Annotated in this window: 13 protein-coding genes and 1 riboswitch; of the genes, 5 read left to right on the forward strand and 8 right to left on the reverse strand. The window is 75.7% G+C overall.

Annotated features, from left to right (window positions below; genetic code table 11):
- Nucleotides 1–16: 16 nt before the first annotated feature.
- Nucleotides 17–283, reverse strand: coding sequence for an acyl carrier protein (locus ACIQGZ_RS20925; protein WP_402603731.1), 267 nt, complete (start codon nt 281–283; stop codon nt 17–19).
- A gap of 259 nt (nt 284–542) precedes the next feature.
- On the opposite strand from ACIQGZ_RS20925, the gene ACIQGZ_RS20930 reads away from it, so the two are divergent.
- Together ACIQGZ_RS20930 and ACIQGZ_RS20935 are read left to right on the forward strand one after the other, a co-directional pair.
- On the forward strand, nt 543–1355 hold the full coding sequence (locus ACIQGZ_RS20930) for a 4'-phosphopantetheinyl transferase family protein (RefSeq protein ID WP_402603734.1): 813 nt from the start codon (nt 543–545) through the stop codon (nt 1353–1355).
- Between the two features lie 224 nt (nt 1356–1579).
- Complete coding sequence (locus ACIQGZ_RS20935) at nt 1580–2938, forward strand: SCO1860 family LAETG-anchored protein (protein ID WP_402603736.1); 1359 nt, start codon at nt 1580–1582, stop codon at nt 2936–2938.
- Nucleotides 2939–2990: 52 nt separating this feature from the next.
- Here ACIQGZ_RS20935 and ACIQGZ_RS20940 read toward each other — a convergent pair whose 3' ends face one another.
- Entirely contained in the window at nt 2991–4568 is a 1578-nt protein-coding gene (locus ACIQGZ_RS20940; protein ID WP_402603738.1) for an MFS transporter, read from the reverse strand.
- Nucleotides 4569–4756: 188 nt separating this feature from the next.
- Here ACIQGZ_RS20940 and ACIQGZ_RS20945 point away from each other — a divergent pair, with 188 nt between their 5' ends.
- Both ACIQGZ_RS20945 and glnII read left to right on the forward strand, forming a co-directional pair.
- Nucleotides 4757–5713 carry a TetR/AcrR family transcriptional regulator C-terminal domain-containing protein gene (locus ACIQGZ_RS20945; protein ID WP_402603740.1) on the forward strand — a complete coding sequence of 319 codons (957 nt, stop codon included), beginning with the start codon at nt 4757–4759 and terminating at the stop codon, nt 5711–5713.
- Between the two features lie 109 nt (nt 5714–5822).
- Nucleotides 5823–6842, forward strand: coding sequence for a glutamine synthetase (glnII, locus tag ACIQGZ_RS20950; RefSeq protein WP_402603741.1), 1020 nt, complete (start codon nt 5823–5825; stop codon nt 6840–6842).
- A gap of 188 nt (nt 6843–7030) precedes the next feature.
- On the opposite strand, the gene cobC is transcribed toward glnII, so the two are convergent.
- The 6 genes from cobC to cobI all read right to left on the reverse strand — a co-directional run bounded on the left by cobC (nt 7031) and on the right by cobI (nt 13744).
- A complete protein-coding gene (gene cobC / locus ACIQGZ_RS20955; protein WP_402603743.1) occupies nt 7031–8086 on the reverse strand; it encodes an Rv2231c family pyridoxal phosphate-dependent protein CobC in 1056 nt (351 codons plus the stop codon).
- Nucleotides 8076–8987 (reverse strand): sirohydrochlorin chelatase, encoded by a 912-nt coding sequence (locus tag ACIQGZ_RS20960; RefSeq protein ID WP_402603746.1) that lies wholly within the window; start codon nt 8985–8987, stop codon nt 8076–8078. The genes cobC and ACIQGZ_RS20960 overlap by 11 nt, the downstream gene beginning before the upstream one ends.
- Before the next feature lie 53 nt (nt 8988–9040).
- Nucleotides 9041–10744 carry a precorrin-3B C(17)-methyltransferase gene (gene cobJ / locus ACIQGZ_RS20965; protein WP_402603748.1) on the reverse strand — a complete coding sequence of 568 codons (1704 nt, stop codon included), beginning with the start codon at nt 10742–10744 and terminating at the stop codon, nt 9041–9043.
- Nucleotides 10741–12084 (reverse strand): precorrin-6y C5,15-methyltransferase (decarboxylating) subunit CbiE, encoded by a 1344-nt coding sequence (cbiE, locus tag ACIQGZ_RS20970; protein ID WP_402603751.1) that lies wholly within the window; start codon nt 12082–12084, stop codon nt 10741–10743. The genes cobJ and cbiE overlap by 4 nt, the downstream gene beginning before the upstream one ends.
- A gap of 89 nt (nt 12085–12173) precedes the next feature.
- Nucleotides 12174–13010, reverse strand: coding sequence for a precorrin-4 C(11)-methyltransferase (cobM, locus tag ACIQGZ_RS20975; protein ID WP_402603752.1), 837 nt, complete (start codon nt 13008–13010; stop codon nt 12174–12176).
- Nucleotides 13007–13744, reverse strand: coding sequence for a precorrin-2 C(20)-methyltransferase (cobI, locus tag ACIQGZ_RS20980; protein WP_402603754.1), 738 nt, complete (start codon nt 13742–13744; stop codon nt 13007–13009). Before cobI ends, cobM begins: the two co-directional genes overlap by 4 nt.
- 143 nt (nt 13745–13887) lie before the next feature.
- A riboswitch (cobalamin riboswitch) is annotated at nt 13888–14041 on the reverse strand.
- Nucleotides 14042–14570: 529 nt separating this feature from the next.
- Here cobI and ACIQGZ_RS20985 point away from each other — a divergent pair.
- Complete coding sequence (locus ACIQGZ_RS20985) at nt 14571–14795, forward strand: hypothetical protein (RefSeq protein ID WP_402603756.1); 225 nt, start codon at nt 14571–14573, stop codon at nt 14793–14795.
- Nucleotides 14796–14811 lie beyond the last annotated feature (16 nt).

Consider the following 14811-nt stretch of genomic DNA (forward strand, 5'->3'; position numbering starts at 1 on the left):
GTCCGATCGGCGTCGGCTAATTGGCGGACGCGTCCTCGACGACGGCCACGACACCCTCCAGATTGACCATGCGGGTGAGCTCGCTCTGGTCGATCTCGACGTTGAAGGTGCGCTCCAAGGAGGAGAGGATCTCGATGGCCCCGAGGGAGTCGGCGCCGTGGTCCTTGAACAGGCTGGTCCAGGTCACCTCGGCGGGCTCGATCTCCAGGATCTCGCAGACGATCTCCTTGATCTGCGCGCGCTGCTCGTCGTTCAGCTTCGCGGCGCGATCCGTGGCGGACATGTGGCCTCCAGAGAAGAGCAGGTCTGATTACGCCACGATTCTTCGCCGCCGCCCTGACACAGAGCTGACGCACGACTGACAGTGAGAAACCCGTGGTGGCGCCGCGACCGCTCCGGTCCGTCCGATGCAGACCACCCGGGGCCTCTTGACCTGGCACCGGACGCGGGATTTGGTTGAGCGGGACGCCGCAAGCCGGACCCGGACCGGCGGCTCCCCTGCGGCCCCCCGACCTGGCGAACCGTCGCGAAGAGAGGCCCCGTTGGAAGCTTCCGCCTCCCGGCGTTCCGTCCCCGCCGAGCCGCAGCCCGACCGGCCGGACGCCGACGCGCTCACCGCCGTGACCCGACGGCTGACCGGAGCGCCGCCGCCGGTGACGGCCACCCCTCGGGCGGGCGTGGACCTCTGCCTCCTCGACCTGCGGACGGTCGACGGGACCCGCCTCGACACCTGCGTCCTGGACGAGGAGGAGCACACCCGCCGACGGAGCCTGCTGCGCAGCGGTGACCGCCGCCGCTTCACGGTGGCTCACATCGCCCTGCGCCGCCTGCTCGCCCGCCGGATCGGCACGGACGCCCGCTCTCTGGCCTTCACCCGCGAGCCGTGCCCGCTCTGCGCCGGCCCGCACGGCCGTCCTGCGGTGCTGCGGCCGTCGGCCGAGGTGCACTTCTCCCTCTCCCACGGGGGTGACTTCGTCCTGGTCGGCCTGGCCGACCGGCCGATCGGGGTGGATGTGCAGCCGTTCCCCTCGGGCCTTCGCCTCAAGGGGATGCTGCGCGCGCTCCACCCGGCCGAGCAGACCGAATTCGCCGCCCTCCCACCGGACGCGGACCCGGCCGCCGCCTTCGCCCGCCTCTGGTCCCGCAAGGAGGCCTACCTCAAGGCCCTGGGCACCGGACTCGCCCGTGGCCTGTCCACCGACTACCTCGGCACCACCGGCCTTGCCCCCACCCCCCAGGGCTGGCACATCGCCGACCTCGCACCCGTCTCCTCCCACGCCGCCGCCTACGCCCTCCCCGGCCCCGCACCGGCCGCCCTGCGCATCCGCAGCCTCCCGGCCGCACTCGTCTACTGACCTCTTCGGCTTGCGCGTCGGCCCGCCCCAGCCGGGCCGCTGAGCCGATAGACCGGCCACTGCCGTGACAGGTGTGACTCCGGGGAAAACATCACTCGTAAGGGTGAACTGACGCTGCGTGGTGACGCGGTGACGGCGTGTTCGATCAGGATGGCCGAAGCCCCGCCGCAGCAGTGATGCCTACGGCCGGCGGGGTCTCAACGCCATCTGTGGGGGTTTTCCTCTTGTCTTCCGTCTTCTCCGTCATACCCGGCCGCCGCTCTGGCGCGGTGGCCGCGCTCGCCGCCGGGCTCGTCGTGGCCGGCCTGCCGGCCACCGCCGGTGCCACCGGCACGCCGTCCGGGCACGCCTCGGCCGTCGCCGCCGATGTGCAGCTGGACGTCAACCTGCTCAACAAGGGCATCGACATCCCGGTGAACGTCTCGCTCAACAAGGTCACCGCGCCCGGCCAGAGCGGCGGCACCCTGCTCACCGCCCGGGTCGACGGCGTCTCGCAGGGCGCCCCGCTGACCCTGGTCAAGGCCGCCGTCGGTGACACCCGGGCCACCGTGGACGCGTCCGGCGCTCGGGCCTCGGTCCGGCTGGTCGACGCCGACGTCCATGTGCCGGGTCTGCCCTTCACCTCGCTGCTCGGCCTGCGGACGGTCGAGTCCTCGGTCGACTGCCCGGTGCACGGAGCGCCCACCGCCGCGTCGAACCTGCTGGGTACGGTCACCGTCCTGGGTCGCAAGGTCACGCTCTCCACCGCCGGTGCCACCCAGGTGACGGTGCCCGGGGTCGGCGAGGTCTCGCTCGAGCTGTCCAAGCGGTCCACCACCTCGACCACCGCCGCCGCGACCGCGCTGGAGCTGACGGTCTCGGTCAACCCGCTCAAGCTGAACGTCGCGGAGGTCACCGGGCGGGTCACGGTGGCCGCCGCGAGCTGCCAGAAGCCCGGCACCCCCGCCACGCCGCCGCCCACCGGCCACCCGACGCCGTCGCCGTCCACGTCGACTGCGCCGGGGTCGACCTCGGAGGGCTCCACCGCCGGCTCCACGGCTGGTTCGACCTCCGGTTCCACTGCCGGGTCCACCGCCGGGTCGACGGCTGGTTCGACGGCCGGTTCCACCTCCGGTTCCACTGCCGGGTCGACGGCTGGTTCGACGGCCGGGTCCACCGCCGGGTCGACGGCTGGTTCCTCGGCCGGTTCCACCTCCGGTTCCACTGCCGGTTCGACGGCTGGCTCGACGGCCGGTTCCTCGGCCGGTTCCACCTCCGGTTCGACGGCCGGTTCCTCGGCTGGTTCCACCGCCGGGTCTTCCGCAGGCTCGACGGCCGGTACGACCTCCGGCTCGTCCGCAGGTGCGACGTCCGGCGCCTCCTCCGGCGGCCCGACCGCAGGCGGTACGACCGGGGGCCAGCAGACCGGCGGCCAGCAGACCGGCGGTGCGCCGACCGGCCCGCAGTCCAGCGGCGCCGGCCTGGCCGAGACCGGCAGCAGCGGCACCCCGCTGATGGCCGGCGGCGCCGCCGCGCTGGTCGCGGCGGGCGTCGGCTCGCTGCTGGTGGCCCGCCGCCGCAAGGGCCGCAAGGCCCGGGGCTGAGCATCGGGTCCGCCCGTCGCCCTGGAGGGGAGGCGGCGGGCGGACCACGGCCTCAGCCGGTCGGCATCGACGTACGGTCCGGCGCGGGCACCTCGGCCGGAACGCCCGGCGCCCCCGGCAGCCGCCGCAGCAGGATCGCGGCGAGCACCCCGGCCACGGTCAGCAGCACGGCGGCGCCGATGGCGGCGGCGTGCAGCCCGGAGCAGAAGGCGTCCCGGGCGGCGGCCAGGACGGCGCCCCCGGTCCGCCCCGGCAGCCCGCCCGCCGCCGCCAGTGCGCCGCCCAGCGTCTCGCGGACGGTGTCCAGGGTCGGGCCGGACAGCCCGGACGGCGCCGCCCGCACCACATCGTGCCGGTACACGGCGGTGCCGATGCTGCCCAGGACGGCCATGCCCAGCGCACCGCCGAACTCCTGACCGGTCTCCAGCAGCGCCGAAGCGGCCCCCGCGCGCTCCGGCGGCACGCTCCCCAGGAACAGATCGCTCACCAGCGTCATCGCGGTGACGATGCCCACGGCGGCCACCCCGGCGCCGAGCAGTACCACCCAGAGCGCGGTGTCCGGCCGCAGTACGGTCATCAGCACATAGCCCCCGGCCGCCAGCAGGAACCCGCCGCCGATCAGCAGCGCCCGGTCCACCCGCCGGCCGAGCACCGCCGCGACCGGTGCCACCGCGCCGACGCCGACCGACGGCACCAGGCACCACAGCGCGGCCGTCAGCGGGCTCAGGTCGAGCACCGACTGGAGGTACTGCATCGAGAAGACGGTGAAGCCGACCAGGGCGAACATCGCCACCGCGTTGACGGTGATCGACCCGCTGAACCCCCGGTCCCGGAAGAGCGCCAGCTCGATCATCGGCTCCGGCCGGGTGCGCTGGCGGTGCAGGAAGACCACGCCGACCGCCAGCCCGGCCACGACGGCGGCGACCGGAGCAGCGCCGATCCCGTCCGCCGCCAGCTCCTTGAGCCCCCACACCGCCGGCAGCACCGCCGCCAGCGACAGCGCCGCGCCGAACAGGTCGAACCGGCCCGCCGCCGGATTGCGGGACTCCGGCACCAGCAGCGGGGCCAGCACCAGCAGCAGCACCATGAACGGCGTGTTGACCAGGAAGACCGACCCCCACCAGAAGTGGTTCAGCAGCAGCCCGCTGAGCACCGGCCCCAGCGAGACCCCGGCCGCCGAGACCGCCGTCCAGACGGCGACGGCGGTGCCGCGCTGCCGCGCGTTGTGGAACATGTTGCGGATCAGCGCCAGCGTGGAGGGCATCAGGGTGGCCCCGCCGATGCCGAGCAGCGCCCGGCAGCCGATCAGCATCTCCGCGCTGGTGGCGTACGCGGCCGCGACCGACGCCGCGCCGAACGCCGTCGCACCGATCGTCAGCAGCCGTCGGCGGCCGATCCGGTCGCCCAGCGATCCCATGGTGATCAGCAGCCCGGCCAGTACGAAACCGTAGATGTCGAACATCCACAGCTGCTCGGTGCCGCTGGGCTCCAGGTCCCGGCTGATGAACGGCACCGCGAAGTACAGCACCGACACATCCATCGTGGCCAGCAGCAACGGCAGCAGCAGCACCCCCAGCCCGATCCACTCCCGGCGTCCCGCGAGCGGGCCGCCGACTGCGCTGTCGTCCATGGCTTCTCCTGTCTGTACGGCGTACGAACCCGGACACCGCACACCGTACGAGGAACCCGGCGTACGGCGGAAGCAATCCGCTGTTCACCGGCCGCCATGCCTAGTGCACCAGCCGGTACACCCTGCCCTGAGCTGCCGGTTCTGCTAGCCTCGCCCCGTCCAGTGCACTAGTACGCATGGAGGTGGCCGTGAGCCGGTCCGACGTACCGTCCGACTCGCCGTACACCCGGATCGCCCAGCAGATCCGGCAGCGCATCGAGACGGGGGAGCTGGCACCGGGCGACCGGGTGCCGTCGACCCGGCAGATCACCCGGGAGTGGGGCGTGGCGATGGCCACCGCCGGCAAGGTGCTGGCCGCGCTGCGGCAGGAGGGGCTGGTACGGGCGGTGCCCGGGGTGGGTACGGTCGTGGCCGCCGGGTCCGCGCCGCCCGCCCGCCGCCGGGAGCGGCCCGGCGGCGGACCGGAGGTCACCCGGGAGCGCATCGTGCGCGTCGCGATCGAGTGCGCCGACGCGGAGGGCCTGGCGGCGCTCTCCATGCGGCGGGTGGCGGCCGAGTTCGGCGTCGCTACCATGACGCTCTACCACTATGTGCCGAGCAAGGACGAGTTGGTGCTGCTGATGGCCGACGCCGCGCTGGGTGAGGAGCGGCTGCCGGACACCCCGCCGCCGGGCTGGCGGGCGCAGCTGGAGCTGCTGGCCCGGCTCCAGTGGGCGGCCTACCGGCGCCACCCCTGGCTGGCGACGGTGATCTCGATGACCAGGCCGCAGCCGCTGCTCAAGGGCATGCGGCACACCGAGATGGCGCTGGCCGCGCTGGCGGGCAGCGGGCTGCCGCACGACGCGGTGCTGCATGCGGCCATCACCGTGATCGGCTATGTGCGGGGGACCGCCGTCAGCCTGGAGGCGGAGGCGGAGGCCCGGCGGGAGACCGGCCTGACCGACCAGGAGTGGCTGGAGCGGCAGGACCCGTACTGGGAGCGGCTGATGGCGGACGGCGGCTTCCCCGAGCTGGCCCGCTTCACCCAGGGCGAGGACGTGGCGATGGACACCGACTCGCTGTTCGAGTTCGGCCTGCGGCGGCTGCTGGACGGGCTGGCGGTGTTCATCGGGCAGCAGCGGGCGGCCCGGCGCGCGTCCGGATGACAGCCGGTTCACCTGCTGTTCACATAAGGGGAACAACCGGGAAACGGCGTCTTGCCAAGCTTCCCCCAGTCGCACCGAACACCCCGCCCGGACGCAAGGGAAGCCAGCCGTGAGCTACAAGGCCGAGTACATCTGGATCGACGGCACCCAGCCGACCGCCAAGCTGCGCTCCAAGACCAGGATTCTCGCCGACGGCGCCCCCCTCCCGGACTGGGGCTTCGACGGCTCCAGCACCAACCAGGCCGTGGGCCACGCCTCGGACCGCGTCCTCAAGCCCGCGTTCTCCTGCCCCGACCCGATCCGTGGCGGTGACCACGTCCTGGTGCTCTGCGAGGTGTACAACACCGACGGCACCCCGCACGAGAGCAACACCCGCGCCCTGCTCCGCCCGGTGGCCGAGAAGTTCGCCGCCCAGGAGCCGATCTTCGGCATCGAGCAGGAGTACACCTTCTTCGAGGGCAGCCGCCCGCTGGGCTTCCCGGAGAACGGCTACCCGGCCCCGCAGGGCGGCTACTACTGCGGCGTCGGCGCCGACGAGATCTTCGGCCGGGAGATCGTCGAGAAGCACCTCGACAACTGCCTCGCCGCCGGGCTCGGCATCTGCGGCATCAACGCCGAGGTCATGCCCGGCCAGTGGGAGTTCCAGGTCGGCCCGCTCTCCCCGCTGGAGGTCTCCGACCAGCTGTGGATGGCCCGCTGGCTGCTCTACCGCACCGCCGAGGACTTCGGCGTCTCCGCCACCCTGGACGCCAAGCCGGCCAAGGGCGACTGGAACGGCGCCGGCGCGCACACCAACTTCTCCACCCGGGCGATGCGCGAGGGCTACGACCCGATCATCACCGCCTGCGAGGCGCTGGGCCAGGGCGACAAGCCGCTGGAGCACGTCAAGCACTACGGCTTCGGCATCGAGAGCCGCCTCACCGGCCTGCACGAGACCGCCCCGTGGAACGAGTACAGCTACGGCGTCTCCGACCGTGGCGCCTCGGTCCGCATCCCCTGGCAGGTCGAGGTCGAGAAGAAGGGCTACATCGAGGACCGGCGGCCCAACGCCAACGTCGACCCGTACGTCGTCACCCGGCTGATCGTCGACACCTGCTGCACCGCCCTGGACCGCGCCGAGCAGGTCTGACCCCCCCGAACACCCGGTGCCCGTCGGATGGATCGTCCGACGGGCACCGCGGTACGCCCAGCCACCCCCGGCGCCCCTCGGCTCGGCCGGCGGGTGCGCCCCCGTCAGGGGTGCGGGGACTGCGCGACCCGCCACCCACGGACGTGGAGCACCCAGCGCCCCCGCAGCGCACAGCCGCCGCAGCCCGTTCAGGGGCTCAGCGCGGCGGCGAGGGCGGTGAGGAAGGGGTCGGTGATGGTCGGGGGGCGGACGGCGATGCGGAGCCAGTCCGGGCCGAGGCCGGGGAAGGTGTCGCCCCGGCGGACGGCGTAGCCGGCGTCCCGCAGCCGGGAGCGGACCGCCGCCGCGTCGGGCAGCTCCACCAGCACGAAGGAGGCCGCCGGCTCCCCGTGCACCCGGACCGATGGCAGCGCCGCCAGCCCGGCCAGCAGCTGGGCGCGGTGCTCGGCGGTGGTACGGGCGGCCTGCTCGGCCTCGGCCAGGGCGCGCGGCGAGCAGCAGGCCTCGGCGGCGGCCAGCGCCGGGGTGGAGACCGGCCACAGCGGCTGGCTGCGGGACAGCTCGGCGAGCAGCGGCGCCGCCGCCAGCACGTACCCGATCCGCAGCCCGGCCAGCCCCCAGGTCTTGGTGAGGCTGCGCAGCACCACCAGCCCCGGCAGGCCGCCGCGCCCGGCCAGGCTCTCGGCCTCGCCGGGGACGGTGTCCGCGAACGCCTCGTCCACCACCAGGGTGCGCCCCGGCCGGGCCAGCGCGGCCAGCACCCCCGCCGGGTGCAGGACCGAGGTGGGGTTGGTGGGGTTGCCGACCACCACCAGGTCGGCGTCGTCCGGTACGGCGGCCGGGTCCAGCCGGAAGCCGTCCCCGGCCCGCAGCAGCACCCGCTCCACGGCGTGCCCGGCGTCCCGCAGGGCCGCTTCCGGCTCGGTGAACTGCGGGTGCACCACCACGGCCCGGCGTGGCCGCAGCGTACGGGCCAGCAGGACGAACGCCTCGGCGGCGCCCGAGGTCAGCAGCACCTCCCCGACCGGCCTGCCGTGCCGGGCGGCGACCGCCGCGCGGGCCGGGCCGCCGTCGGGGTAGGCGGCCAGGTCGTCCAGGGTGGCGGCGAGCCGGTCGCGCAGCCAGCCGGGCGGGGTGCCGGTGCGGACGTTGACGGCCAGGTCGACCAGGCCGCCGGACCGCACCTCGGCGTCGCCGTGGTGGCGCAGGTCGGGTTCGGCGGCCGCCGCCGGGTCAGTGCGCATGGCTGTGCCCGTGCTGGTGCCCGTGCCCGTGGCTGTGGCCCGGGTCGTCCGGGTGGTGGTGCGGGCGCTGCTCGGCGCCGACCTTGTCCTCGAAGCCGGGCATGGCGACCCGGTACACGCAGGTGTCGCAGTTCATCCGCAGGTCGCCGGCCAGCGCCTCGCGGTAGCGCTCCAGGACCAGTTCGGCCAGCTCCTCGGTGGCGCCCATCACCCCGGCGCGCCGCACCTCGACCTCGGGGTGCGCGGCGGCCCACTCGGCGGCCTGCTGGTCGACCCGGTCCGGGAGTATGCCGGTGAACAGGAAGTACGGCAGTACGACGATCCGACCGGCGCCGAGCCGACGGCAGCGCTCCAGCCCGGCCGGAACGTCCGGGTCCGCCAGCGAGACGAACGCGGCCTCCACCCCGGCCAGGCCCCGCCCCTCCCAGAGCAGCCGGGCGACCTTGAGCACCTCGGCGTTGGCGTCCGGGTCGGTGGACCCCCGGCCGACCAGCAGCACGGTGGTCTCCGCCCGGTCCGCCGGGTCCAGCACCTCGTCCAGCCGCCGCTCCAGGACGGTCAGCAGCGCCGGGTGCGGCCCCAGCGGGCGGCCGTACGAGAAGGCGGTGCCCTGGTGGCGCTCCTTCTCCCGCACCAGCGCCGCCGGGATGTCCCCCTTGGCGTGCCCGGCGGAGACCAGCACCAGCGGCACCGCCGCGAACCGGCGGGCACCGGCTGCGACCAGCTCCGCCACCGCGTCCGCCAGCGGCGGCGGCGACAGCTCGATGAAGCCGCCGCCCACCGGCACCCCGGGCAGCCGCCCGCGCAGGCCGTCGACGAAGGTGCGGAACGCCTCGGCGCCGGCGTCGTCACGGGTGCCGTGTCCGACGAGGAGCAGTGCGGGCGGCTGGGGCGAGGTCACGTGGGGTCTCCGGGGATGAGGGGGAGGGGGACGGTGCGTACGGGCGGTGGCGGTCACTGCTGCCAGCGGTAGCCGCGCGGGGTGACCATGCGGCCGCCGACCCGGCGGGTCGCGGTGTTGCCGACGGTCACCACGGTGGTCATGTCGACGGTGGCGACGTCCAGCGCGGCCAGCGTGGTGACCGTGTGCCACTCGTCGGGCCGCGAGACGCCGTGGGCGACGCCGACCGGGGTGTCGGGGGTGCGGTGCGCGGCCAGCAGGTCCAGCGCCTTGGGCAGCTGCCAGTGGCGGCCCCGGCTGCGCGGGTTGTAGAAGGTCACCACCAGGTCGGCTTCGGCGGCGGCCCGCACCCGCCGCTCGATGACCTCCCACGGGGTGTGCAGGTCGGAGAGGCTGATCGACACATGGTCGTGGCCCAGCGGGGCGCCCAGCAGCGCGGCGGCGGCCAGCGCGGCGGTCACCCCGGGCACGCCCACCACGTCGATGTCGTCGCCGGCCTCGGCCAGCGCGGGCGACGCCATGGCGTACACCCCGGCGTCGCCGCTGCCGATCAGCGCCACCGCCAGGCCCGCGCGGGCCAGCCGCACCGCGCTGCGGGCCCGCTCCTCCTCCGCGCCCAGGCCGGACTCCTCGACCCGGGTGCCGGGCCGCAGCAGGTCGCGGATCTGGTCGACGTACTGGTCCAGGCCGACCACCACCGAGGCGCGGCGCAGCTCGGCGCGGGCGCGCGGGGTCAGCAGGTCCCGGGCGCCGGGGCCCAGGCCGACCAGCGCCAGCCGGCCGCGCACCGCGCGCCGGGCGACGGCCACGGTGCACATCGCGGCGCGGCCCCCGGGGCTCGACCTGCGCTTGGGGACGAGCAGTTCGCCGCCGGGCGCGTCGGTCAGCGCGGCGGCCTCCGCGACGCTCGGCGTGCCGACGGCGGCCAGCGGCGCGGCGGAGGGGTTGGGCACCTCGACGGCGGCCAGTACCTCGGCGGGGTGGGTCACCACCGGTACGCCGAGCCGGCGGGCGGCTGCCAGGATGCCCGCCTCGTCGGCCTTGGCGTCCACGGTGGACAGCTGCGCCACCGAGGCGGCGGACAGCCCCGCGTCGGTGAGCGCCGCCATGACCAGGTCGTATACCTCCTCGGCCGGTACGCCCCGGCTGGCGCCCACCCCGACCACCAGCGAGGCGGGCCGCAGTACGGCGGCGGGGGAGCCGCCGGGGGCCGCGACCGTGTCGCTGATCCGCAGCACGGGCGCGTCGGCGGGCGCGTCGGCGCGGACGCAGGGCGGCAGCGCGGGCAGCGGGTACGGGCGGTCGGCGGCCAGCCGTACCGGGGAGCCGTCCAGGATCGCCCGGGAGACCGCCGCCACCGCGCCCTCCACCGGCAGCCCCAGGGTGTCCAGCCCCGGGACGCCGGTGGCGTCGGTGGCCGTGGTCACCACCGGCTGCCCGCCGAGCACCCCGGCGACCTCACCGGCCAGCGCGTTGGCCCCGCCGCCGTGGCCGCCCAGCAGCGCCACCGCGAAGCGGCGGCCCTCGTCCACGCAGACCACGCCGGGGTCGGCGGCCTTCCCGGCCAGCAGCGGGGCGACCAGCCGTACGGTCGCGCCGGTGGCCAGGAAGCACACCAACTGCTCGCACTCGGCGAAGGCGGCGCGCACGGCGTCGGCCACCGGGCCGTCGTACGCGGTGGTGCGGCCGGGCCACGCGGCGGCCAGCTCGGCGGCGGCGCGGCGGCCGGCGGCGGTGGCGGCGATCAGTCCGATCACGGGTGGGTGCCTCCTGGGGCGGGGTGGTGCCCGCGCTCGGCGGCGGGTCGGGGGTGGGGGTGCGGGTCGGTGGCGGGGCGGCGGCCCCAGAGCACGAAGACCGGGTTGGCCGCAGCCAGCCGGCTGACCCCGCCGGGCAGCGGCGCCAGCCGGGAGGCCTGGAGCAGGACGCCGTCGCAGGTCAGCCCGGCGGCGGTCAGCGCCTCCCGTACGGCGGGCACCCGGTCGAGCGCGGCCAGCGTGACGACGACGGTGCGGCGGGCCCGGCTGGCGCAGGCGGCGACCACGGCGGGCAGGTCGCCACCGCCGCCGCCGACGAAGACCGCGTCCGGGGCGGGCAGCCCGGCCAGCGCCCCAGGCGCCCGGCCGTGCACCACCGAGACGTCCACGCCGTGCGCGCGGGCGTTGGCCCGGATGCGGGCCACCCCGTCGGCGTCCTGCTCCACCGCGACGGCGGCGGCGCCGAACCGGGCGCACTCCACCGCCACCGAGCCGCTGCCCGCGCCGACGTCCCAGACCAGCTCGCCGGTGCGCGGCCCCAGCCGGGCCAGCGCCAGCGCCCGGACCTCCGCCTTGGTGACCATCGAGTCGCGGTGCTCGAACGCCGCCTCCGGCAGCGCCCAGCCGTCCGGCGTGCCTGGTGCCCCGGCCAGCGCGCGCATCGGGCCCAGCCCGCCGCCGGGGGCCAGGCAGAGCACCAGGTTGACGGCCGGCCAGTCGCGGGCGGCGGCCTCGGCCGGGTCCAGCTCCTCGACCGCCTCACCGGGGCCGCCCAGGTCCGAGGCGACGATCAGCCGCCGCTCGATGCCGGGGGTGCGCAGCAGCGCGGCGGCGAGTTCGGCGGGCCCGGCGCCGGGTGCGGTCAGCACGGCCGTCTTGCGGTGCGCCCGGCAGACGTTGTACGCGGTGTGCGGGGCCCTGCCGTGCGCGCTGACCACCACCGCGTCGTCCCAGGGAAGCCCGAGCCGGGCGAACGCCTCCGCCACCGACGAGGTGTCGGGGCGCACCTCCAGCCGCTCCGGGCCGAACCGCTCCGCCAGCGCCCGTACGACCCCGAAGAACCCGGGGTCGCCGGAGGCCAGCACCACCGGCCGGCCGCCCCGGGCCAGCTCGGCGGCGACGGCGTCCAGCGCCGGGGCCAGCGGGCCGAGCACCACCCGGCGGGCCGCCGGCGGCAGCGGCGCGGCGGCCAGGTGGCGGCGGGCACCGGCGACCAGGGTCGCGGCCGCCAGCGTGGCGGTGTCCTCGGGCGGCAGCGGGTGGCGCCCCCGGCCGAGGACGGTGATCGCGCCGCCGCCCGGGTCGGTGCGGCGGCCGGGCGGTGCGGGTGGGCTGGTCATGCGGGGGCGGCCCTCCTCTCGGGGGAGCGGCGGGGGTGGGCGTGCGGCCTACGGGCGTGCGGGCGCGCGGGAGGTGTGGGCGCGCGGGGTCAGCTCTCCGGCTGGGCGGGGGCGGCGGCGCCCTCGGTGCGCAGGGTGCGCCGGGCCCGCCGGTCGGCCTTGCGGAAGGTGTGGAAGTGCCCCGGGTGGTACAGGTGCGAGCGGGTGCCCTCGGCGCCCAGCGCCGGGCCGACCAGGAACAGGGTGTGCTTCCACAGCTTGTGCGCCTTGACGGTGGCCTCCAGGGTGCCGACCGTGCAGTGCAGCACCAGCTCCTCCGGCCAGGTCGCCTGGTGCGCGACCACCACCGGGGTCTCCTCGGCGTAGCCGCCCTCCCGCAGCTCGGCGGCCAGCTGGCCGCTGCGCGCCGCCGACAGGAAGATCGCCATGGTGGTGCCGTGCCGGGCGAACTCCCGCACCTCCTCGCCCGGCGGCATCGGCGTCTTGCCGCCGCCGAGCCGGGTCAGGATCACCGACTGGGCCACCTCGGGCACGGTCAGCTCCCGCTGCGCGATGGCCGCCACCGCCGAGAACGACGACACGCCGGGCACGATCTCGGTCTCCAGGCCCAGCTCCCGGCAGCGCTCCAGCTGCTCCTGCACCGCGCCCCAGAGCGACGGGTCCCCGGAGTGGATGCGGGCCACCTGGAGGCCGTCGCGGGCGGCCTCCTCGTACACCGCGAGGACGTCCTCCATCGGCACCAGCGAGGAGTCCAGCACCCGGGCCCCCGGGCGGGCGTGCTCCAGCACCTCGGCCTGCACCAGGCTGGCCGCCCAGACCACCACGTCGGCCGCGCCGATCGCTCGGGCGGCCCGGAAGGTCAGCAGGTCGGCCGCCCCGGGACCGGCGCCGACGAAGGTCACCTTGCCGCTGGTCGTACCGGTCACAGCTTTCCCCCTCGGGAGTCCCGCCGGGCGGGGCAGATCAGGGTGGACAGATACGGCTGCGGGGCGCCGTCCAGCTCGGCGGCCGGGCGGATCGACTCCTCCGGCAGGCCCAGCGAGGAGCCCCACACCGCGCCCTCGGTGCGGTCGGTCTCCCGCAGCGCGGCGGCGACCTCGGCGGCGATCCGGCCGAACTTGTACGCCACCACGGTGCCCGGCCCGGCCAGCGCCTGCCGCAGTACGGCGGCGCCGGCGGTTACCGGCACCAGGGTGAGCGGCTCGACGCCCTCCGCCAGCACGGTGCCGCTGCGCGCGGCCAGGTCCTGCATGGCGGTGATGCCGGGGACGGTCTCCACCACGGTGTCCGGGACGGCCTGCCGCACCGTCTGGGCCAGATAGGTGAAGGTCGAGTACACATTGGGGTCGCCGATGGTGGCGAACGCCACGGTGCCGTCCTCGCCCGCCTCGCGCAGCAGCGCCGCGACCCGCTCCCCGGCGGCGTCCCAGGCCGCCTCGCGGCGGGCGCGGTCCTCCCGCTCGTTCAGCGCGAACACCACCCGGACGACCTTGCCCGGATCGGTGTGGTGCAGCACGGTGGCCTCGGCGCGGCCGACCTCGCCGCTGTCCATCACCGGGACGACCACGGACCGCGCCTCGCGCAGCACCCGTACGCCCTTCACCGTGACCAGCTCCGGGTCGCCGGGACCCATGCCGACGCCGACCAGGCGGCGGCTCACGCGGACGGGCCGGGGTGGCGGCCGACGGGTCGGCCGGTGACGGGTCGGCCGGTGACGGCAGGCCGCGGCGGCGCGGCATGCGGAGAGCGCATGGCGGAAGTCCTCACTCGGGGTCCTCGCCCCGGTCGACGTGACGGCGGCCAGAGTCTCCTGGCTCCCGGATCAGCGCACCCCCGGGCCTTCCAACCGCACGTTCGCGGCCGTGGCCGACTCCCGCAGCGGGGCTGGTGGAGTCGGGGGTGCTCCCCGGTGACAGTGGCGGGACCGCGCCGGATTCGCACCGGACTTCCTCGTCAATGCCGCCGTGTATGGCCCGGAAATCCCATCACGCCCCCGGCCCCCAGTCAACAAGCCCCCCTGTGGCGTACACCGCACCGCACCTGCACCGATGCCGCCGCGCCCCCGCCCCGGCCCGGCCTCCGCCCCGCTGCGGGGGCGGCCGGAGCGTAGGGAAAGGCAGGATCTCCGGTATTCCGGCTGTCCGGGCTGCGATAACCGAATAAAAGGTACATAAATCGGGGCGCCCGGCGCGCTCGAACCCCAGAGCCGCCCGCAATCACGAGCGGATTCGCCGCCGCCAATTCGGGCCGCCGGGAGTAGCGTGTACCAGTGAGGGCGTCCCGCACGCCGGCCCACCGCCGGCGGCGTCCCCGACGCGCAGACACGCCGGGCGGTGCACACGCCCCGGGAACGGGTTCGCACCATGACCGTGGGCGGCATCCCCGCACGCAGACCGATTCTCTCCCTCCCCCTCCTCCCCGCTCCGCCGGGACACGGCGGTCCCTCCGCAGTGCTGCGGCACCGCCTCACGGGGCAGAAAGACCCCATGGGCGATGCAGACGACGCAGAGCAGAGCCCGGTCGGAGCCATCGGCCGGGTGACCGTGCCGATCCCGGCGGACGGCCCGGGTGAGGTGCTGCTGCCGGTGCGCGGCGGGACGGAGGCGTACGCCGCCTGGTCCGACACGCCGATCGCCAAGCATGTACGGGTCATCGTGGTGGACTCCACCTCGGCCCGCTCCGTCGTCGTCCAGCCCTTCCCCGCTCCCTGATCTCGCGATAAGGAGC

This window comes from Streptomyces sp. NPDC092296 (assembly GCF_044755465.1).
Lineage (GTDB): Bacteria > Actinomycetota > Actinomycetes > Streptomycetales > Streptomycetaceae > Peterkaempfera.